The sequence below is a fragment of the Pelomonas lactea genome, from assembly GCF_043555885.1.
GTDB classification, from domain to species: Bacteria; Pseudomonadota; Gammaproteobacteria; order Burkholderiales; family Burkholderiaceae_C; genus Pelomonas; species Pelomonas lactea.
Genome location: NZ_JBIGHX010000001.1, coordinates 923813 through 943270, shown reverse-complemented (window position 1 = coordinate 943270; position 19458 = coordinate 923813). Strand labels below are relative to the sequence as shown.

Sequence of the window (19458 nt, the reverse complement as noted above, 5' to 3'; positions counted from 1 at the left end):
GGATTACCGCAGCCACGCGGACACACGGCCACAGGGCAGCGACGCGGGCGCGCTCAGGCCGGCGTCGTACAGCACCTGCCTGAGCGTGGCATGCGGCTGGCCGGGCACGGCGCCCGAGACCTCGCGCGCGTCGCGCGGCGCCAGCCAGTACGAGCACTGGCCCTGCACCGTGCTGCCGATGTGCGACACGTTGTCCCGCCGCAGCAGCAGCAGCGCGCCATCGGGCGACCACATGACGAAGGACAGGAAGCCGTCGCGCGTGATGCGCTGCAGCGCGCCGCTGCGCAGGTCCAGCATCCACAGGTCCGTGCGCCGCGTGCGCGCCTCCACGGTGGACAACAGCAGTTCGTCCCCGCGTGGCGACAGTGCCGCCTCGCCGAACAGCGCGCCCGGCAGCGGCGGCGCGACCTGGCCCGTCGTGCGCCACGCGATGACTTGCTGCGGGCCCTGCAGGCTCACGCGTGCCGTCGACAGCTCGCCGGTGTGGGCGTGCAGGCGCGCCAGCGAGCCGTCGGGCATCCACCAGTGCAGGAACTGGCCCACCGCGCCTTTGCTGCTGGCCAGCACGCGCGCCGGCGGCGCCAGGTCAACGACCGTGAAAACGCCCGCGTCGCTGGCGATGTCGAGCATGACGAACGAGAACACGCCGTCCGCGTGCGGCGCCGGGGCGGCCTCCGACACGCGCGGCAGCTGACGGGCTTCGTAGGCGACCTGCCCTGTGGCGGCCGAGAACACGGTGAACGTGTCCTGCTTGAAGCCCGTGTTGGTGAGCTTGAAGTAGAGACGGTTGTGGCTGTCGTGGCGCGAGCCCTTGGCGTTGGCGTCGGGGTGGTCCGCCAGCGGGGCGGGGCGGTCCAGCTCGGCGAGCTGGGCCAGCGGCTTGTCGGGCAGGCTGAGGAGCAGCCGCCCCAGGCCAGCCGCCACGGCGGATGGCGCGGCAGCGAGCAGCAGCGATGCGCACATCGCGGTGGCGGCGAGAAACTTCATCGCGTCCAGGCCACCACGGGGCAGCGCAGCGTCGTTGTCGAGCCGTCGGGGCGCTTCAGCGGGAACTCGCGGGCGTCGCCGCTCGTGGCGCGTGCCCGCACGTCGGAGGCGCTCGACGGCGCATGCCAGACGGTGCAACTGCCGTAGCACGTGGCCTCGCTGCACGAATACCCCGTGTCCTTGGCGAAGGCGACCGTGCGGCCGTCGGGTGACCAGACGGCATACGGCACCAGCCCGTTGTTCGTGTAGCGCCGCAGCCGCGTGCTGCGCAAGTCCATCATCCACAGGTCGGAGCTGTCCACGCGGCCGGACTCCCGCAGCTTGACGAGCTGCACCAGCGCCTGTGTGCCATCCGGGCTGACGAAGGCATTGAGCGGCACGCGGGACTCGGGCCAGCTCACGGTGCCCAGCGGCGCCTCCGCGCTGCCGAGTGTGATCCGGCTGATGGCGCCCGAGCGCTGCGCGCGCAGCAGCGTGCCGTCCGGCATCCACGCGATGGCATCCGGCGTGTCGCTGGGCGGCGTGGCGAAGAGCAGCTTCTGTTGGTCGAAGTCCCACACGACCACGGCGCGCTGGCCAACGGTGTTCTGGCTCCAGCGCGCCAGGATGCGGCTGGCGCCGGCGGGCGAGGGCGTGACCGTGCTGAAGTCGCCATCCACGGTCTGGTCCACCAGCACCGACTGGTCGGCGGTCCGCCTCACGGTGAAGCGCGTGTCGCCCGACCTGCCGCTGGAGGTGTAGTCCACGCTGACGTGGCGCGTGCCGTCCGGCCAGGGGATGCCGTGTTGGCGGTCCTGCACGCGCACGGATTCACCCGTGTTCGGGTTCATCGCAAAGGTGCCGGCGGGATTGCCGAGGTCGCTGAACGAGTGCCAGACCTTGCCCGCCAAGCCCTGCGCGGCGGCGGCCGGTACCGCCAGCGCCAGGGCGAGCGCGAGTGGCGGCAGCCGGCGGGGCATCGACGGGCGCCGCACGTCAGCGCAGCCGCAGGCCTTGCGGCGTGAAGCGCACGGTGTCGACAGCATTGCCGAGCAGGACATGCAGGTTCGCGCGTGCGGACTGGCGCAGGTTGGTTGCTGCGATCAACGGCACCGCCAGGCGGGCCAGCTGTCTGCTCATCGTGGATGTCATGGTCACATGGTCAGCGCCGTGTCGTGACGCTTGGCGGGGCGCATGCTGGCGCGCGCGGGCGGTGCTCGCAATCCCATGGTCGTGTCGCGCGAGCGGCGCGCCGCCAGACCGCAGGACGGTCAAGGCAGCCAGGCCAGCAGCTCGCAACCCAGGCCATGCGGGTAGACCTTGCCGGCGGCGTCTTTCAGGCCCCGGAACTCCCTGGCTGCCCGACTGGTGCGGGATACGTTGCGTGCCGAGATGGGGACGTATCGCAACTCGCACGCCGAGACCAGGTCGGACGTGCCGTAGCCGATCCGGAACGCGATGAACTGGCCATCGGGCGAGAAGATGGGATGGGAAGCCCGCCCATCCGCGGCCGTGATCTGCTGCGGGTCGCGGCCGTCCAGCGAGCTGAGCCAGTAGTCATGCCGCAGCACCCGACCTTGGTCGTCGACGTCGGCGATATCGACCAGCAGCGGCTGTCCCCGTGGGCTGACCACCAGATCCAGCGGCCGCTGGTTCGGGCGCAGCGGCAGGTTGCCGAGCACGGTTGTCTGGCGGGTGCCGGTCGTGGTGATGGCCGTCAGCAGGCCCCCACTGGAAAGGCCGAGCAATCGGCCATCGGGCAGCCAGGCGGTGTACTGCGTGCGGCTGCGGTCGTCATCCGCCCAGATCACCCGACGGGCGGCCAGGTCGTAGACGGCGTAGGTGGAATACGAGAGGGCGTTCTCGCCCCAGTTCATCCGGATCAGGTTGGCGTTGACCGGCGAGAACTCGACGTCGGTGATGGCGCCGTCGACGACGAAGCGGTCCATGACGCCGCCGTCGCTGCTGCGGCGTATCCAGATCTCGGTCGTGTCCTCGCTGGCGTCATATCGCTCTTCCAGGTAGCGCGAGCCATCCCGTGTGGGAACGGGAAAGCGGTGGGCACCCAGAGCCCGGTAGGCCCCGGTGCCGATGTCGCTGATGGCACTGCCTTCCCGGCTCACCAGGTTCTTGTCGTGATGCCACAGTTTTCCGCTGGGCATGCTTGCGCCCGATGTCACGGGCTGGGCTGCCGCGGCGGCCGCAAGCAGCAGGCCCACCGCCAGGGACGGGCAGATGCGACGCCTCATCGCGTCGAGGGCATCACCGGTGCGGCTCTGCATCATGCAGCCATCCGGGCGAGCGCGGATGCAGTGCCAGCCGAGTTCGTCAACGCAACGACAGCGTGCCCTGCGACAGCACCACCCGGTCCGCGGACGGGCCCAGCACGCTGGCCAGGTTGGCGCGAGCGTGGTTGCGGAAGTGTTTGGCGGGCTCCGACGCCGGGTTCTTGTCCAGCTCCAGCTTGGCGAGGTAGACAAACATGCCCACCATGGCCAGCTGCTCGAACGTCTCCCGCTTCAACCGGGCCGTCGTTCGCTGGAAGGCCGGTGAGGTGGCCAGCCCGCTGCGCATCTGGGCCACCAGCCGCGGGAAGTCGGCATCGGCCACCAGCGGCTGTGCCTGCGAGGCCGCGTAGTTGGCGGCGACGAAGAAGGCCAGGGCGACCGCCACATCGTTGGCCGGCTGCTGCGCCTTCTGTGCCGCCTTGGCAAAGAGGTCCAGCGACTGTTCCAACACCGACTTCATCGGAGCGGGCTGCTTGGGCGCGTAGGCACGGGCCAACGTGTCGGCCGTGTGCAGTGGCACCGGCGACTCCGGTGCCACCGTGCTCACGCCGGCAGCCGGCGCCTCGGCCGCGGCGCCAGGCTGCGCCTGGTTCAGGACGCTCAGGTTCATGAAGTTCGACGCGGCGAAGCTGAGCTGCGGCGCGGCGTAGAACGGGTAGTCCGTGGCGCCGAAGCCCTGCGCCCAGGTCACCCCAAGGGGGGCTGACAGGAACGCCGCGATGACCGCCCGTTGGGCGCAGGCGCGCAGGGTGCCGCGTGGGTTGGGCCGCAGGGAGCGCCGGTCAGGGTTCATCGTCATGGCTGAGATCCTCGTCTTCAACAGTGATGCCGCGGCGAGCGGCTCAACGGTACGGTGGCGACGGCACGCCTGTGGCCCAGTGCGGCTACGGAATCCAGCGGACGTTCGAGCAGGTCGACACCCACTGACCCGAGTCGCCACTCGACGCCTTCACCTTCAGCGCGATGTCGCGGTTGATGCTGGGCCATGCAATGGCGGTGGGGGCGCTGGCGCTGGCGGGCAGCACGTAGACCGGGTTCGCATCGCAGCCCGTCGTGCCGACGACGCGCGCGCCGCCAAACGGCTCGTCAGGCCAGACGGGCGCGACGACCGCGCCATTCATGTAGAGCACGAAGGCCACCCACTTGCCGTCGGGGGACCAGGTGGGGCTGTCAAAAGAATAGCGCAGCGCGCTGTCGGCATCGGCCACGGCCGTGAGCTGTCGCAGCCCGGTGCCGTCGATGTTGGCAACAAAAACGTGAGTATCGAAATCGTTCTTTCGCTTGAGTTCCCAGGTGAAAGCGATGCGTGTGCCGTCGGGGCTGACGGCCAAGCTGCTGTGACCGGCCACATACCCCCCGCCCTCGAAGACCGAGTTCTCCGGCAAGGGCAGGCGGGCCAGCAGCTGCGAGTCGGCGCTGGTGGGCGAGGACACCCACAGCTCGTTGGCCACGAGGTAGACGTAGCGCCCGTCGGGCAGCCACGCCTGCGGTTCGCCGATGACGGTCGCGTCGTCCAGGCGCGAGCCGCGCTTCTGGATCTCCAGCGTGCTGGCGTCGAAGATGGTCAGCCGGCGTTGCACCTGGAAGTTGTCACCGTATTGCGCCATCAGCCATTTGCCGTCGGGCGACAGGCGCAGGTCGGCGGCGCCCAGCACGCCGGAGATCGACGCGGGCGAGACCTTGGGCGCTAGGTCGGTGGCGCCGAAGACGGCCAGGGGGTAGGCCGATGCGCCGCTGCGGTCGGCCCAGCGGACCAGCAGCGTGCCGTTGGCATTGGCCTGCCAGCGGTCCTCGGCAGCATCGCTGGAGCCGGGCAGGGCCTGCTGTCGGCCGGTGGTCAGGTCCATGAGCCGCGCGTTCGTGCCGTCCGGCGCGTTCACCAGCAGTCGCCCCGGGAGCACGGTGTTGCCATAAGTGGCAATAGCCTGCGTCGGCGGTGTGACGGGTGGCGTAGTCGGCGGCGTGGTGGGCGTGGCTTCTACGCCGCCGCCGCAGCCGGTCACAACGGCCAGAGCCAGGGCCAGGGCCGACAGGGTCAGTGCGGTACTTCGTAGGAATTCGGATCGGTACTTCATGCGCTTCGGTGGTTGAGACAGGGACGGGAAGCCACAACGCAAAAAGCGCAAGAGGCCGATCGGCCTCCTGCGCCCAGGGAGTGGCGAGACTTATTGCTTGCGAGCCACGGAAGACATCGCTTCACCGATCGACTTGATCGCGGTGGAGAAGGCGTTCTGCAACAGGCTGAACTCCTGCGACGTGGCCTGGAACTCGGCGTTCAGCAGTTGCATCTGCTTGGCAGACTCCTGCTGCTTGGCGGGGTCCTTGCTGCCGGTGGTGGTGTTGGCGATGTCGTTGCTCAACTTGACCATCTTGGCGGCGCGGTCGCCCATCGTGGAGCCCATGGCCTTGGCGATGGCCACCAGCCAGCTTTCGGCGCCGGCCTTGCCGTCGCTCTTGCCGTCGGCCTTCATCTGCTTCTTGACTTCGTCGACGATCTGCTTGGCCGAGTCCTGGATGAATTGCTGCATCCAGTCGCCGGCGACTTCCTTGGCTTGGCCCGCGGCTTCCGGGGTCACGCCTTGCTGGCTCTTGGCCAGCAGTTGTTGCACGGCTTCGTCGATCTTGGCCTTGACTTCGTTGGCCAGGAACTTGGGCATGCCATGTTCCTTCTGCAGCGTGTCGACGGCTTGCTTGGTGGCGTCGCCGACGGCTTGCTGCAGCATGCCGCCGATGGCCTGGCCGATCATGGCGCCGATGGGGCCGCCGAAGATGCCGCCGACGATGCCGCCCACGGCGCCGAGGATGCCACCCGAGCCGCCACCGCCCAGAACGCTGCTAACTGCTGATCCCATGTCAATCTCCAAAGATGTGAGGTGAGTTTTCGCGGCGGAGACCGCCGCAGTGATTGATTGCTCTGCGAGGCATCTGAGGTCGGTGGCGACTGAAGAAAAACACCGAGCTCGCTGCGTGTCTTGTCGCGAAGGTTCTCGAATCAAACTCTGCGGCGTTGACGGAACTCATTACACGGGGCCGGGGCCGTGCTGCCTATCTGCGGCTGCTCCTAATTCGCCGCGCGCCGCGCTAGGGTCGGCCGCAGTCGCCATGTCCAGGTGGCGCAGCGCGGCGCCCAGTGCGGGCAGGTCCAGCCCCAGCTGGCCGCGCAGGCTGGTGCGCGCCATCCACGTGGCCGAGGCCTGCTGGGCCTTGCCCTGGCGGCTGGCCTGCACGGTCCATTCGCCCAGCGCCACGGCCAGCACGGCAAAGCGCTCGAAGGCGTCCTGGCGCTCGGCGAGCGGCGCGTCGTCCCAGGGCAGCTCGTCGATGACCCAGGCCTTCAGCCACTGTGTGACGGCCCGCCAGCGCGGCCCGGTCAGCGGCTCGTGGTCCATGGCCTGGCGGCATGCGCCCAGATAGGCGGCCAGCGCGGCGCCCAGGTCGTCCTCCGGGGCACCGCCGGCCAGCTGCTGCCGGTAGTGCTGCAGGCAGTGGGCGATGAGTTCGGCCTGCGCTGCAGCGCCGCCCAGCAGTTCGCCCAGCGCGCCGGCCACCTGGTTGTCGGCGGCAGGTCGGGGCGGCAGGCGCCAGCGGGTTGCGGGCTCGCCAGGGGCGGCATCCGACAGCGGTGCGTGGGCCAGGCGCGACCGGGCCAGCGCCTGCTCGATGCGCTGGCCCAGCGCCGTCTGCCAGGGAGTGGGGGAAGCGGTCGTGTTCATGCAGGCTCGGGGGTGGGTTGCGGGTCGGCATGGCGCTGGCGGCGCAGGCGTTCCCGGTGGCTGAGGTGGCGGACGCGCTGCCAGGTGGCAGCGTCCAGCGCGTGGTGCTCGGAGAGCTGGCCTTCGTACGGCGCGCGGCCGCGCAGCGTGAAGCCCAGTGCGCGCAGGCAGGCGGCGGCGCTGCGGTTGTCGGGGTGGCAGATGCCCCACACGGCGCGCAGCCGCAGCCGCTCGAAGGCGTGGCGCAGCAGGGCTTCGCCGCCGGCCAGGCTCAGGCCGCTGCCCCAGTGCGCGGGCAGCAGCCGGCTGCCCAGCTCGGCGTCGCCGTGCTGCACGCCGAGCGCTGCGGTGCCAGGGCTTGCCTGCAGCGGCATCAGGCTGAACCAGCCGGCGAACTGCGGGCCGCCAGGCGTCGGCACGTCGCAGCGCCAGATGCCCAGGCCCGGGTGGCGGCGGTAGAAGTCGCCCAGGCAGGTGGCGAAGGCCTGCGCCCAGGCCGCGTCGTGCAGCGGCTGGGCATCGGGCAGCAGCGTGCGCACGCGGGCGTCGGCGTGCAGATGCTGGATGTCCGGCGCGTCGCCGGGCCCGAACTCGCGCAGCTGCAGGCGGTCGTCGTGGTGGCTGAAGGCGTTCATGCGTCGCTCCGCGGCGCGCCGGGCAGGGGCCAGCGCGCCAGCAGGCTGATGCCGCCGGCCGTCACGCCCAGCATCCAGCGCTCGCCGGCATGGTCCAGCAGCACGACGCGCTCGCGCGCGCCCAGTGGTAGCGCCCGCACGAAACGCAGCGCGTCGCCGGCACCGTCCGTTGTGCCGGCGCGGTCCTGCAAGCGGCGCCAGCCCTTGATGAGCACCCAGGCCAGCGCCAGCACGAAGGCCAGCGCGAGCACGGTGCTGGCGAGGTTGAGCAACAGGTCTTGCATGGGTCAGGCGGGCGCGGCGCGTGCGTCGAGGTCGGGGTGGGGAGTCAGGTCTTCACCGGGCGCGGGCCGCCGGCGCGGCGGCTCGGGGGGGACCTCGTGGCGGCGGTGCGGGTCGGCGCGCGCGGCCTCCCACTTGAGCTGCTCGCGCACGCCGTCGGCCCACACGATGACCTCGGCCAGCACGTCGAACAGGTCCGGCGGCACCACCTCGCCCTCGTCGCAGCGAGCCAGCAGTTCACGCGCCAGCGGCACGTTGCGCACGATGGGCACGCCGGCTTCCTCGGCCGCCTCGCGCATCGCACGGGCCACGTGATCCTCGCCCTTGGCGCTGATGGTGGGCACCGGGAAGCGGCCGGGCTCGAAGTCGATCGCGATGGCCACGTGCGTGGGGTTCACGACCAGCGCGTTGGCGCCGCGTGCAGCGCTCGCCTGGTTGCGCTGGCTCCACTCGGCGTGGGCCTGCTTGCGCTGCTGCTTCAGCAGCGGGTCGCCCTCGCTCTCCTTCATCTCCTGCTTGATGTCGCGCATGCTCATGCGCAGCTTCTTCGTGAAGCGATGCCGGGTCCACAACGTGTCGAGGAAGGCCACGCCGAGGAACACCGCCACCGTCCACGCCAGCACCTTCACGGTGGCTTCCCACACCAGTGCGCCCAGGTGCTGTGCGGGCCGGTCGCCGCCGCTGGCCAGGCGCATCGCGTCGGGCAGCAACGCGTGGGCCACGGCCCAGCCGATGCCCAGCAGCAGCGCGGTCTTCAGGATGCCTTTGAGCAGCTCCACCAGGTTGTCCAGCGAGAACATGCGCTTCAGACCCGCGGCCGGGTTCAGGTGTTCCATCTTGGGCGTCACCTTCTCGAACGCCAGCACCGGCCCGGCCTGCAGGTACTCCACCAGCGTGCCCAGCGCCGCCACCGGCACGAACAGGAGCGTCACCAGCAACACCACCAGCTCCACGCTCTGCCAGCCCAGCAGCGCCGCCACATGGCCGAAGCCGTCCTCGCGCCAGCCGGTGCCGATGCGGGCCAGCAACGAGTCTGAAAGCGCTGCCAGACGCTCCACGCCAAGACCCAGGCACAGCGCGCCCATCACCAGCCAGGCCAGCAGGCCGACGGTGCTGGTCAGCTCCTTGCCCTTGGCGATGTCGCCCTTCTTGCGGGCGTCCTGCAGGCGCTTGTGCGTGGGCTGTTCGGTCTTGTCGCCGCTGTCGTCGGCCATGGGCGCATAACACCTATTTCTAGGGGGTGCAAACGGGGTTTGTGAAAACTTGTTTGCAGCGGTCTTGGCCAGACCTACTTCTAGGGAGGCTTTTCACCCCACGGAAGGCGGGGAATCAGGCGCTGCGGGGCCGAACGATGCCTGCTGAAGAAGGCCTCAAACGGGTCAGATGTTTCTACGCGTAAACGTGGGGGTAGGCCTCCTACATAAAGGAGCAATTCCTACGGGTTGGTCAGTTACGTCTGCTTGCAATGGTCAGCCGTTCGTGAAGCCTTGCACGCATAGTCCGCCCGGTTTTGGAACAGGGGCAACCAGGTGCTTGGACTTCGACGGATCCGCAAGCTCACGGCGACGATGGCGTTAGGCCTCGTGCCGGTCGGCGCGTGGGCTGGCGCGGGCTGCCCGGCCGCCTCTGCGGAAGATCTGCTGGCTGCAGCGCCTGCCGGCGACGGCTTCGTGCTGGCCCGGCGGCTGTGCGCGACGACGCTGGTGCGCCGCCGCGCGGCCACGGCGCCGCTGCCGGGTGACGAGGCCGACGCGGCGCCGCAGCCGCCACCCGTGGTGGCCACGCCGGTGCCGCCTGCGGCGCCGAAGCCACCCGTGCTGCTGTCCGCAAAAGACCCGGCCGGCCAGGCCCGCGTGCGCGCGCTGGCGCCGCTGATGGCCGACGTCGCGCAGCGCCACGACATCGACCCGCTGCTGCTGCACGCCGTGGCGCACATCGAGTCGCGCCATCAGAGCCAGGCCATTTCTCCGGCCGGCGCGCGCGGGCTGATGCAGGTCATGCCGGCCACCGGCCGCGGCCTGGGCGTGGCCGATGCCGAACGCCAGCTGCTGACGCCGCAGGCCAACCTGGAGGCGTCGGCCCGGTACCTGAAGCAGCTGCAGGCCCGCTTCGGCAACGACCTGGCGCTGGTGCTGGCGGCCTACAACGCCGGCGAGGGCGCCGTGGAGCGCCATGGCCGCCGCGTACCGCCGTTCGCCGAGACGCAGGCCTACGTGCGCAACGTGCTGGCCGTCTACGCCGAGCTGCGCCGCCGGCTGGGGGCCTGGTCATGAGCGCGCTCAAGCGTGACGGCCTGTCCGGCTACTTCGCCGCGGCCGACCTGCCGCGCGAGGGCCTCATCGCGCGCTTCAGCGACCTGTTCCTCGTTGCCGGCATCGTCGCCATCGTGGCGCTGATGGTGCTGCCGCTGCCGCTGTGGCTCATCGACCTGCTGGTGGCCGTCAACATCGCCTCGGGGCTGGTGCTGCTTCTCATCGCCGTCTACGTCGCCGGGCCGCTGGAGTTCTCGGTGTTTCCCAGCGTGCTGCTGATGACGACGCTGTTCCGGCTGGCGCTGTCCATCGCCACCACGCGGCTCATCCTGCTGCATGCCGACGGCGGCCACATCATCGCCACGTTCGGCAAGATGGTCGCAGGCGGCAACCTCGTCGTGGGCCTGGTGGTGTTCCTCATCATCACCGTGGTGCAGTTCATCGTCATCGCCAAGGGCGCCGAGCGCGTGGCGGAGGTGGCGGCGCGCTTCTCGCTGGACGCGATGCCGGGCAAGCAGCTGTCCATCGACTCCGACCTGCGCTCCGGCCTCATCGACAAGGACGAGGCCAAGCGCCGCCGCCGCACGCTGGAGATGGAAAGCAAGCTGCACGGCAGCCTCGACGGCGCGATGAAGTTCGTCAAGGGCGATGCCATCGCCGGCATAGTCATCATCCTCATCAACCTGCTGGGCGGCCTGGCCATCGGCGTGCTGCAGCAGGACCTCAGCATGGCCGACGCGGTGCACCGCTACTCCATCCTCACCATCGGCGAGGGCATGGTGGCGCAGATCCCGGCGCTGCTGGGCGCGATGGCTGCCGGCCTGCTCGTCACGCGCACCAACGACGACGAGCACGACCGCCATCTCGGCGACGCCATCCGCAAGCAGCTGGGCGCCAAGCCGCGCGTGCACCTGATGGCCGCGGCCATCTGCCTGATGCTGGCGCTGGTGCCGGGCTTCCCACCGGTGGTGTTCGGCGTCCTGGCGCTGGTGTTCGGCGTGGCCGGCGTCATGCTCAGCGACTGGGGCCGCGACTGGCTGGCCGAGCGCCTGCCCAAGCGCCAGCACGCGCGCACCGAACCGGCCGCGCTGAAGACGGCGCAGCCGCGGGTACGCCCGTCGGTGCCGCTGCTGCTGGAGCTGCCGCAGCGGCTGCTGGCCGACGGCGGCGTGGCGGCCACGCGCGCTGTCGAGCGCATGCTGGACGAGCTGCAGCTGGACCAGGGCCTGCCGCTGCCACGCGTGGCGCTGCATGGCCGTGTGGGCCGCGACGGCTGGCGGCTGCTGGCCCACGAGGTGCCGCTGGCCGACGGCGCACAGGCCACCGATGCGGTCGCGCTGGCCGAGCAGGTGCGCGACGCGCTGCGCCGCCACGCGGCGCTGTTCATCGGCATCCAGGAGACCAGCGAGCTGCTGACGCGCGCGCAGGCCGACCTCGCCGACGTCGTCAAGGAAGTGCTGCGCGCGCTGCCGGTGCAGAAGGTCACCGAGGTGCTGCGCCGGCTCGCGTCGGAGGCCGTCTCCATCCGCAACCTGCGCGACATCCTCGAAGCGCTGGCTGAGGCCAGCCAGCGCGAGAAGGACGTGCAGGCGCTGACCGAGATGACGCGCATCGCGCTGCGCCGCCAGACGCACCACCGCATCTGCCCCGACGGCGAGCTGCGCGCGCTGCTGCTGACGCCCGAGCTGGAGGCGCTGCTGCGCCAGAACCTGCACGTCAACGGCGGCGTCGCGCAGCTGGCCATCGCGCCCGAGCATGCGCAGCGGCTGACGGCCGCGCTGCGCGAGCGCATCACCGAGCTGCGGCCCCAGGCCGTCGTCTGCGCCATCGACCTGCGCTGGCACCTGCGCAAGCTCATCGAGACGGACTGCTTCGATACGCCGGTGCTGTCCTTCCACGAACTGCTGCCCACGCTGCGGCTCACGCCGCTGCACCACCTGCCCCCGCCGGGGCACACCTCACTGGACGAGCCCCCCCAGGCCGCCCTGCTCGCCGCATGACCGCCCACCTCCGATTCGCGGCAGCCGCCACGCTGCTGCTGGCCCAAGCCGTGCCGTCGCCGGCCGCCCCGCTGCCCGAGGGCCTGCGCCCGCTCAAGCTGGAGGCGCGCGACCAGCCCCTTGAACAGTTCCTGCAGAGCCTGTTCTCCGGCAGCGACATTCCGGTCGTCGCCACCGGCGTGCAAGGCCAGGTCAACGGCCGCTTCGAGGGCTCGCCGGCCAAGCTGCTGCGCGACCTCGGCCGCGCCTACAACCTGCTCAGCTACTACGACGGCGGCGTGCTCTACATCGCGCCCGCCAGCGAGACGCAGACGCGCAGCTGGCTGCTGTCGCCGGCCGCGTCCGCGCAGGTCCAGCGCGCCGCGCAGGCGCTGCAGCTGCCGGACGCGCGCAACACGCTGAAGTTCGGCGACGACGGCGCGCTGCTGGCGGTGGGCGCCCGCCGCTTCGTGCAGCAGGTGGACGAGCTGGTGCGCCAGGTACGCCCGACGACGGCTGCCGTGGCCATGAACAGCTGGGCCCCGGTGCCACAGCAGCAGCCGCTGCCCGACTACCGCATCTTCCACCTGCGCTACGCGTGGGCGCAGGACGTGCCGATGAGCTTCGGCGGCCAGCAGACCACGCTGCCCGGCGTGGCCAGCATCCTGCGCTCGCTGGTGGGCCAGCCGCAGCGCCCGCGCATCACGCAGGCCGCCGACCCCGCCCGCGCGCAGGGCAGCCAGCGCCTGCGCGGCGGGGCGGCCCGCGGCACCACGACGCTGGGCCTCGTGGACGAGGCCGCGCCCGGCGTGCGCGGCACCGAGACGCTGGTGGCCGCGCTCAGCCAGGCCGGCTACGCCGCGCCGGCGCAGCCCGAGGCTGGCGAGCAAGCGCCCAACGACTTCGCCCCCCGCATCGAGGCCGACCCGCGCCTGAACGCCGTCATCGTGCGCGACCTGCCCGAGCGGCTGGAGCGTTATGCCGCGCTCATCAAGTCGCTGGACGTCGAGCCGCAGTCGCTGGAGATCGAGGCCACCATCATCGACATCAACACCGACCGCCTGCGCGAGCTGGGCATCAACTGGCGCTACAACCACGGCCTGTCCAGCCTGATGTTCGGCAACGGCACGGCCAGCGACAACCGCCTCAACGGCCAGCAGGACGTGACGCCCGCTGCCCGTGGCGGCGTCATCTCCGCCGTCATCGGCGACCGCTACCCCTTCGTCGCCCGCATCGCCGCGCTGCAGAGCGACGGCGCGGCCAAGGTCGTCAGCAGCCCGCAGGTCGTCACGCTGTCCAACGTCGAGGCCGTGTTCGACAACAGCTCGACCTACTACGTGCGCGTGGCCGGCCGCGAGGAGGTGGACCTCTTCAACGTCACCGCCGGCACGCGGCTGCGCGTGACGCCGCATGTCTTCAAGGACGACAGGGACGCCGACGGCGTGCCGCGCATCAAGCTGCTGGTGCAGATCGAGGACGGCGGCCTGACCGGCCAGAGCGTGGACCAGCTGCCCATCGTCGAGCGCTCCGGCATCAACACGCAGGCACTGATCTCCGAGGGCGAGAGCCTGCTCATCGGCGGCATGGTGCGCGACAGCTCGTCCGCGGGCGTCGACAAGGTGCCCGTGCTGGGCGACATCCCGCTGCTGGGCAACCTCTTCAAGACGCAGCGCAAGGGCGGCCAGCGCATCGAGCGCATGTTCCTCATCACGCCGCGGCTGGCCAGCAGCAAGGCCGCCGCCGACGTGATGGAGAAGGCCCGCCAGCCGCTGCCCAACCCGGCTGCGCCCGTGGCCGCCGCCCCCGCGCAGGAGTGACCGCCATGCCCCACCCGTCACAGACCATGGCGCTGGAACTGCGCGTGCTGGCCGGCCGCCAGAAGGGCGCCCGCGCGCGGCTGGACCCCGAGCAGGCGCTTGTCGTGTGCGCCTACAGCACCGCCAACCAGGGCGACACCCAGTTCGCCGACATCCTGCTGGCCAGCCAGGTGGACTTCCAGGCGCGCATGGTGCCCGCCGCGCGGGGCCGGGTGGGCCTGCAGCTGGTGTCCGGCGTCGCCGTGCTGGCCGACCGGCCGATCTCGCCCGGCACCGAGGTTCACCCCTGGGCGCCGGGGCAGCCGCTGCAGCTGGGCGACAACCTCGTCGCCTACGGACCGGTCGACGAGGAAGACTGGCCCGAGCCCGTCATGCACGACGGCCCCGCGCTGCTGGCCGGCCCGCGCGAGCCCGCCCGCGCCGCCGCGCCCGTGCGCCACCATCCGGCCCTTGAGGGGGCGCTGGCGGTGCTGGGCGTCACCATGCTGGTGGGTGGCGTCTACGTGGCCACGCAAGGCCTCACGCTGCGCCAGGCCGGCCAGGCCATTGCCAACGCGCTGCCGGCGCCGGCCGCCGTTGCGGCCCCGGCGCCCGACCCGGTGGCCGGCGTCGTCGACCTGTTCCGCCTGCACGGCATCAAGGCCCAGGCCAGCCTGGCGCCCGACGGCGTGCTGGTGCTGCACACCCAGGAGCGCGACCCGGCCCGCGTGCAGGCCGCCGCGGCCGCGGCGCGCCGCGACATCCCGCGCCTGCCCGTGCTGCAGCTGGACAACCAGCCCCCCGCCCCCGTGGCCACCGCTCCCGCGGCCGTGCCGGACGACCCCGCCAAGCGCCTGGTCGCCGTCGTCGACAACGCCGACAGCCCCTACTTCGTCACCGCCGACGGCAGCCGCTACTTCAGCGGCGCGCTGCTGCCCAGCGGCCATCGCGTCGTGCAGATCGTCGAGCGCGCCGTCATCGTCGAGCGCGACGGCCAGCGCACCCGGCTCGTGCTCTGAACCCTCCACCCCTCCACACAAGGAGATTTCCATGTCCAACACCCTTCTCAACGCCCTCGCCACCACGCCCGCCGGCAGCACCGGCGGCAAGACCGGCGGGTCCTGGTTCGAAGCCATGGCCGATGCCTGGGGCCAGGCCCTGGACAAGCAGGCCGGCGACATCGAGACCAAGTCCGCCGCGGTCGGCGCCGGCGGCGACAAGCCGGCCGACATCACCGAGCTGACGGCCATGTCGCTGAAGATGAGCTTCCTGGCCAGCAGCTCGCACACGGCCGTGTCCACGGTCGGCTCCGCGCTCGAAACCATGGCCCGCAAGCAGTGATGACGCCCGGCCTCGCCATCGCAGCCCCGGTGCAGGACGTGCAGCTGGGCGCAGGCGCCTCGCTGTCCGGCCTGCAGCTGCTGGGCGGGCCGCCCGCCGATGCGGCCGGCTTCGAGCGTGCCATGGCCGGCGCGCTGCAGCGCCTGGACGTGCGCGCCAGCGAGGCGTCCACGCAGGCCATGCAGCGCATCGTGCAGCCGCTGGAGCACATCAACGCCGAGGCAGCGTCCCTCGGCCGCGACGCCCGCGTGGCTGCCGCCTCCGGCCAGACGCTGACGCCCGGCGAGCTGGTCAACCTGACCGTGCGCTGCCAGGAGTTCATGTTCCATTGCCAGCTCACGTCCAACATCGCCAACCGGACGTCCGAGGGCCTGCAGCAACTCTTCAGACAGCAATCCTGATGAAACGCAGCCTGCCCGCGCTCGCCCTCGCGCTGCTGCTCAGCGCCTGCGGCGACCAGACCCTCTACGCCAAGCTCGACGAGCGCCAGGCCAACGACATGGTCTCGGCGCTGCGGCTGGCCGGCGTGCCCGCGCAGAAGCGGGCCAAGGAAGATGGCTTCGAGGTGCAGACCTCCGAGGGCGACTTCGCCCGCGCCGTGCAGATCCTGAAGGCGCAGGGCCTGCCGCGCGAAGACTTCGACAGCCTCGGCAAGGTCTTCAAGCGCGAGGGCTTCGTCTCCACGCCCGTGGAGGAGCGAGCGCGGCTGATGCATGCGCTGTCGCAGGAGCTGTCGCACACGCTGACCAGCATCGACGGCGTGCTGCAGGCGCGGGTGACGCTGGTGGTGCCCGAGCGGCACCCGCTGTCCGACAAGGTGCAGCCCTCGTCCGCCTCCGTGATGATCAGGCACCGCGCCGGCCTCAACGTCGATGCGCTGCTGCCCAAGGTGCGCGCGCTGGTCGTCAACAGCGTCGAGGGCCTGCCCTACGAGAGCGTGTCGGTCGTCGCGTTCGCGGCCGAGCCGACGCCGGTGGCCGCGCCGGTGCCCGACGGGCAGCCCACCGCCGTGCTGGCGCTGGCCATCACGCTGGGCGCGGCCAGCCTGGGCACCGCGGGCTGGCTGGCATGGCGCCGCCGCCGCGCGGCAGACCAGCCCGCGGCGCAGCCGGCGCTGCAGGGAGCGGGCGATGACTGACCGGCAGACGCGCGCCCGCGTGGCCCGCAGCCTGCTGGCCGACGCGCCCGTCGAGGCCCGCTCGCTGACCTGGGCGCAGCTGGACGCCGCACCGGCGTGGCTGGCGCTGGAGCGTGCCGAGCTGCTGGTGCTGGCGCTGCGCTGCGGCTCCGTGCTGGCCGCGCCGGCGCTGCGGCTGTGGATTGCCGGGCCGTTGCGCGAACTGGCGCGCTCGACGCTGGGCGCGCCTTGGTGGCGTGCGCTGCGCAGCGCGCCCGACTGGCCCGGCTTGCCCGACGGCCTGCCCGCCAGCCTGGCCGACTGGCCCGAAGTGACGACGCCGCAGGGCCTGGGCCAGCAATTCACCGAGGCCGGTGCCGCCGTGCTGCTGGCCGGCCTGCCGCACGGCTCGCTGCGCCACGCGGCCAGCCGCCGGCTGGGGCCCGTGGCCGCGTGGGTCATGCCGCAGGCCACGGCGCTGGCCGTGCTGCGCGAGACGCTGGCCCTGCGTGAACGGGTGGCTGCATGAACCACAGCTTCCTGCTCTGGCACCGTGACCCGCAGGCGCGCGTCGGCATCGCGTCGGATCGCCGTGTGCTGCGTGCCGCCGAGGTGCCGGCACTGCAGCAGGCGCAGCAGGTGCTGGACGCGCTGCACGCGCTGCTGGCGCAGGAGCAGGCGCGCGTCGAAGCTGCCTGCGCGCAGGCCCGCGCCGAGGGCCTGGCGCAAGGGTTGGCACAGGCCGAGGCGCAGTCCCATGCGCAGCGGGCCGATGAGGTCGCGCGGCTGGCCCGGCTGCAGGAGCAGCAGCGCGAGCGGCTGCAGCAGGACGTGGCCGGCCTCGCGCTGGCCGTGTTCCAGAAGCTGCTGGGCGAGCTGCCTGCGCAGGAGCGCGTGGCGCGGCTGGCGGCGCAGGCCGCCCGCGAGCTGCTGCCCGCGCGCACGTGGCGGCTGCACGTGCACCCCAGCCAGCTCGCCGGCCTGCGCGCCGCGCTGCAGGCCGTGGATGCCGACGACAAGGCCGGCCTGGCCGGCGCCGAACTGCTGGCCGACGCCGACCTGGCCGAGACCGACTGCCGCCTGACCACCGAGTTCGGCAGCGCCGATGCCGGCCTGCAGACGCAGGTCCAGCGGCTGGCGCGCACCTGGAGCATTGCGTGAGCCCCGCGTCCAGGGAGTACCTTGGCCGGTCCCCCGAGGGGACAGCGATGCTTGCCGGATCGCCCGGCAAGCACATCGCCCCAGGCGGGCCGGCCTGGGAGCGGCCCGGCGCTCGGCCCGCAGCTTCGGGCCGTGATGCGGAGAAAGGCCTCGACGACCTGCGCCGCAGCCTGCAGCGCGTGCGCACCGTCGCCACGCTGGGCCGCGTCGTGCAGGCGGGCGGTACGTTGATGCGCGCAACGGGCGTGCAGGCGCGCGTGGGCCAGAGCTGCCGCGTGTTCGACGCGCAGCAGCCGCATGAGCCGGGCCTGCTGGCCGAGGTCATCGGCTTCCAGGGCCACGAGGCCGTGCTGGCGCCGCTCGGTTCGCTGCAGGGCGTGCCGGTGGGTGCCGCGGTGGAGGTGCTGCACGAGATGACCCAGCTGCCCAGCGGGCCGGGGCTGCTGGGCCGCGTCATCGACGCCTTCGGCCAGCCGCTGGATGGTGGCCCGCCGCTGGACGCGCTGCCGCGCGTGCCGCTGTACCGCGACGCGCCGCCGCCGCTGCAGCGCCGCCCCGTGCACGAGCCGCTGGTGTGCGGCGTGCGCGCCATCGATGCGCTGCTGACGGTGGGCGAAGGCCAGCGCGTGGGCATCTTTGCGATGGCCGGCGGCGGCAAGTCGACGCTGCTGGGCATGCTGGCGCGCAGCACGCGCGCCGAGGTCAACGTCATCGGCCTCATCGGCGAGCGCGGCCGCGAGGTGCGCGAATTCCTGGACGACAGCCTTGGCGCCGACGGCCTGGCGCGCTCGGTCGTGGTCGTGTCCACGTCCGACCGGCCGGCGCTGGAGCGGGTGCGCGCGGCGCATGCGGCGACGGCCATCGCCGAGGGCTTCCGCGCGCAGGGCGCGCGCGTCGTGCTGATGATGGATTCGGTCACGCGCTTCGCGCGCGGCCTGCGCGAGCTGGGCCTGGCCGCCCACGAGCCCGCCGTGCGCCGCGGCTACCCGCCGTCGGTGTTCGCCGAGCTGCCGCGGCTGTTCGAGCGCGCCGGCAACGATGCGCACGGCAGCATCACCGCGTTCTACACGGTGCTGGCCGAGGATGAGGAAGGCAGCGACCCCGTGGCCGAGGAGGTGCGCTCCATCCTCGACGGCCATTTCGTGCTGTCGCGCGCGCTGGCGCAGGCGCAGCACTACCCGGCCATCGACGTGCTGGCCAGCGCCAGCCGGGTGTTCACGCGCGTCACGTCGGCCGATCAGCAGCGCGACGCGGCCCAGCTGCGTGCACTGATGGCGCGGTACAAGGAGGTCGAGTTCCTGTTGCGCGTGGGCGAGTACCAGGCCGGCAGCGACCCGCTGGCCGACCAGGCCATCGAGCGCATGCCGCAGATCAAGGCCTTGCTGCAGCAGGGCTCGCACGAGCCCGCCGACTGGGACGGCTGCCTGCAGCACCTGCGGGAGATCGTGTCATGAGCCCCCTGTTGCCCGATGCCGATGCGCGCCAGTGGCTGCGCCTGCGCCAGCTGCGTGTGCAGCGCGCGCGCCAGGCGCTGGCCCGCGCGCTGGATGCCGAGCGCGAGGCGCGCGCGGCCGTCGACGCGCGCGAGCTGCGCATCGCGCAGGGCCGCGCGCGGCTGGACGCGCTGGCGCAGCACTGGGGCCGCGCCGGCAGCGCCGACATGCCGCGCTGGAACGCGCAGCTGCAGGCTCACCGTGACCTGCTGGCGGAGCAGCTCGAGCGCGACGAGTACGCGCTGCTGGACGACCAGGAGGCGCTGCAGCAGGCGCAGACCGGCGTGGCCCGCTGCCGTGGCGAGCTGGCCCGCGCCCAGGCCCGCGAAAGCGCCGTGGACGCCACGGTCAGCGAGCAGCGCCGCCAGCGGCTGCAGACCCGCGAGCAGGCTGCCGAACTGGAGGCCGAAGAGGTCTTCCGCACCTTGCACTGAC

At 72.0% G+C, this 19458-nt stretch carries 22 protein-coding genes; 11 read left to right on the top strand and 11 right to left on the bottom strand.

Features of this window, described 5'->3' with window-relative positions:
• Positions 1-3 precede the first annotated feature (3 nt).
• From ACG04Q_RS04285 to ACG04Q_RS04235, 11 genes are all read right to left on the bottom strand, one after another.
• Positions 4-987, bottom strand: coding sequence for a TolB-like translocation protein (locus tag ACG04Q_RS04285; protein ID WP_394509597.1), 984 nt, complete (start codon positions 985-987; stop codon positions 4-6).
• Positions 984-1946 carry a TolB family protein gene (locus tag ACG04Q_RS04280; RefSeq protein ID WP_394509596.1) on the bottom strand — a complete coding sequence of 321 codons (963 nt, stop codon included), beginning with the start codon at positions 1944-1946 and terminating at the stop codon, positions 984-986. The genes ACG04Q_RS04285 and ACG04Q_RS04280 overlap by 4 nt, the downstream gene beginning before the upstream one ends.
• Before the next feature lie 16 nt (positions 1947-1962).
• Positions 1963-2118 (bottom strand): hypothetical protein, encoded by a 156-nt coding sequence (locus tag ACG04Q_RS04275; RefSeq protein ID WP_394509595.1) that lies wholly within the window; start codon positions 2116-2118, stop codon positions 1963-1965.
• A 119-nt stretch (positions 2119-2237) separates the two neighbouring features.
• A complete protein-coding gene (locus tag ACG04Q_RS04270) occupies positions 2238-3251 on the bottom strand; it encodes a hypothetical protein (protein ID WP_394509594.1) in 1014 nt (337 codons plus the stop codon).
• Positions 3252-3294: 43 nt separating this feature from the next.
• The gene (locus ACG04Q_RS04265) at positions 3295-4053 is read right to left on the bottom strand and encodes a DUF6683 family protein (RefSeq protein WP_394509593.1); all 759 of its coding nucleotides are present in this window, start codon (positions 4051-4053) and stop codon (positions 3295-3297) included.
• A gap of 85 nt (positions 4054-4138) precedes the next feature.
• Positions 4139-5329 (bottom strand): TolB family protein, encoded by a 1191-nt coding sequence (locus ACG04Q_RS04260; RefSeq protein ID WP_394509592.1) that lies wholly within the window; start codon positions 5327-5329, stop codon positions 4139-4141.
• 90 nt (positions 5330-5419) lie between these two features.
• A complete protein-coding gene (locus ACG04Q_RS04255; protein WP_394509591.1) occupies positions 5420-6106 on the bottom strand; it encodes a hypothetical protein in 687 nt (228 codons plus the stop codon).
• A 168-nt stretch (positions 6107-6274) separates the two neighbouring features.
• The gene (locus ACG04Q_RS04250; RefSeq protein ID WP_394509590.1) at positions 6275-6967 is read right to left on the bottom strand and encodes a DUF6683 family protein; all 693 of its coding nucleotides are present in this window, start codon (positions 6965-6967) and stop codon (positions 6275-6277) included.
• On the bottom strand, positions 6964-7602 hold the full coding sequence (locus ACG04Q_RS04245; RefSeq protein WP_394509589.1) for a GNAT family N-acetyltransferase: 639 nt from the start codon (positions 7600-7602) through the stop codon (positions 6964-6966). Before ACG04Q_RS04245 ends, ACG04Q_RS04250 begins: the two co-directional genes overlap by 4 nt.
• Positions 7599-7886 (bottom strand): flagellar biosynthetic protein FliO, encoded by a 288-nt coding sequence (locus tag ACG04Q_RS04240; protein ID WP_394509588.1) that lies wholly within the window; start codon positions 7884-7886, stop codon positions 7599-7601. The genes ACG04Q_RS04245 and ACG04Q_RS04240 overlap by 4 nt, the downstream gene beginning before the upstream one ends.
• A gap of 3 nt (positions 7887-7889) precedes the next feature.
• Positions 7890-9098, bottom strand: coding sequence for an EscU/YscU/HrcU family type III secretion system export apparatus switch protein (locus tag ACG04Q_RS04235; protein WP_394509587.1), 1209 nt, complete (start codon positions 9096-9098; stop codon positions 7890-7892).
• A gap of 354 nt (positions 9099-9452) precedes the next feature.
• Here ACG04Q_RS04235 and ACG04Q_RS04230 point away from each other — a divergent pair, with 354 nt between their 5' ends.
• From ACG04Q_RS04230 to ACG04Q_RS04180, 11 genes are read left to right on the top strand one after another with little or no spacing between them, the layout of a single operon-like run.
• On the top strand, positions 9453-10157 hold the full coding sequence (locus ACG04Q_RS04230) for a lytic transglycosylase domain-containing protein (RefSeq protein ID WP_394509586.1): 705 nt from the start codon (positions 9453-9455) through the stop codon (positions 10155-10157).
• Complete coding sequence (locus ACG04Q_RS04225) at positions 10154-12136, top strand: FHIPEP family type III secretion protein (protein WP_394509585.1); 1983 nt, start codon at positions 10154-10156, stop codon at positions 12134-12136. The genes ACG04Q_RS04230 and ACG04Q_RS04225 overlap by 4 nt, the downstream gene beginning before the upstream one ends.
• A complete protein-coding gene (sctC, locus tag ACG04Q_RS04220; RefSeq protein ID WP_394509584.1) occupies positions 12133-13932 on the top strand; it encodes a type III secretion system outer membrane ring subunit SctC in 1800 nt (599 codons plus the stop codon). The genes ACG04Q_RS04225 and sctC overlap by 4 nt, the downstream gene beginning before the upstream one ends.
• Positions 13933-13937: 5 nt before the next feature.
• Complete coding sequence (locus ACG04Q_RS04215) at positions 13938-14930, top strand: SctD/MshK family protein (RefSeq protein ID WP_394509583.1); 993 nt, start codon at positions 13938-13940, stop codon at positions 14928-14930.
• Between the two features lie 31 nt (positions 14931-14961).
• Entirely contained in the window at positions 14962-15252 is a 291-nt protein-coding gene (locus ACG04Q_RS04210) for a hypothetical protein (protein ID WP_394509582.1), read from the top strand.
• On the top strand, positions 15252-15653 hold the full coding sequence (locus ACG04Q_RS04205; protein WP_394509581.1) for a hypothetical protein: 402 nt from the start codon (positions 15252-15254) through the stop codon (positions 15651-15653). The genes ACG04Q_RS04210 and ACG04Q_RS04205 overlap by 1 nt, the downstream gene beginning before the upstream one ends.
• Positions 15653-16390: a type III secretion system inner membrane ring lipoprotein SctJ gene (sctJ, locus tag ACG04Q_RS04200; RefSeq protein ID WP_394509580.1), complete on the top strand. Its 738-nt coding sequence runs from the start codon at positions 15653-15655 to the stop codon at positions 16388-16390. The genes ACG04Q_RS04205 and sctJ overlap by 1 nt, the downstream gene beginning before the upstream one ends.
• Positions 16383-16898: a hypothetical protein gene (locus ACG04Q_RS04195; RefSeq protein ID WP_394509579.1), complete on the top strand. Its 516-nt coding sequence runs from the start codon at positions 16383-16385 to the stop codon at positions 16896-16898. Before sctJ ends, ACG04Q_RS04195 begins: the two co-directional genes overlap by 8 nt.
• Positions 16895-17530, top strand: coding sequence for a FliH/SctL family protein (locus ACG04Q_RS04190; protein ID WP_394509578.1), 636 nt, complete (start codon positions 16895-16897; stop codon positions 17528-17530). Before ACG04Q_RS04195 ends, ACG04Q_RS04190 begins: the two co-directional genes overlap by 4 nt.
• 47 nt (positions 17531-17577) lie before the next feature.
• Positions 17578-18984, top strand: a complete 1407-nt coding sequence (locus tag ACG04Q_RS04185; RefSeq protein WP_394509577.1) for a FliI/YscN family ATPase — start codon at positions 17578-17580, stop codon at positions 18982-18984.
• Entirely contained in the window at positions 18981-19457 is a 477-nt protein-coding gene (locus tag ACG04Q_RS04180) for a hypothetical protein (protein ID WP_394509576.1), read from the top strand. The genes ACG04Q_RS04185 and ACG04Q_RS04180 overlap by 4 nt, the downstream gene beginning before the upstream one ends.
• Position 19458: the final 1 nt, after the last annotated feature.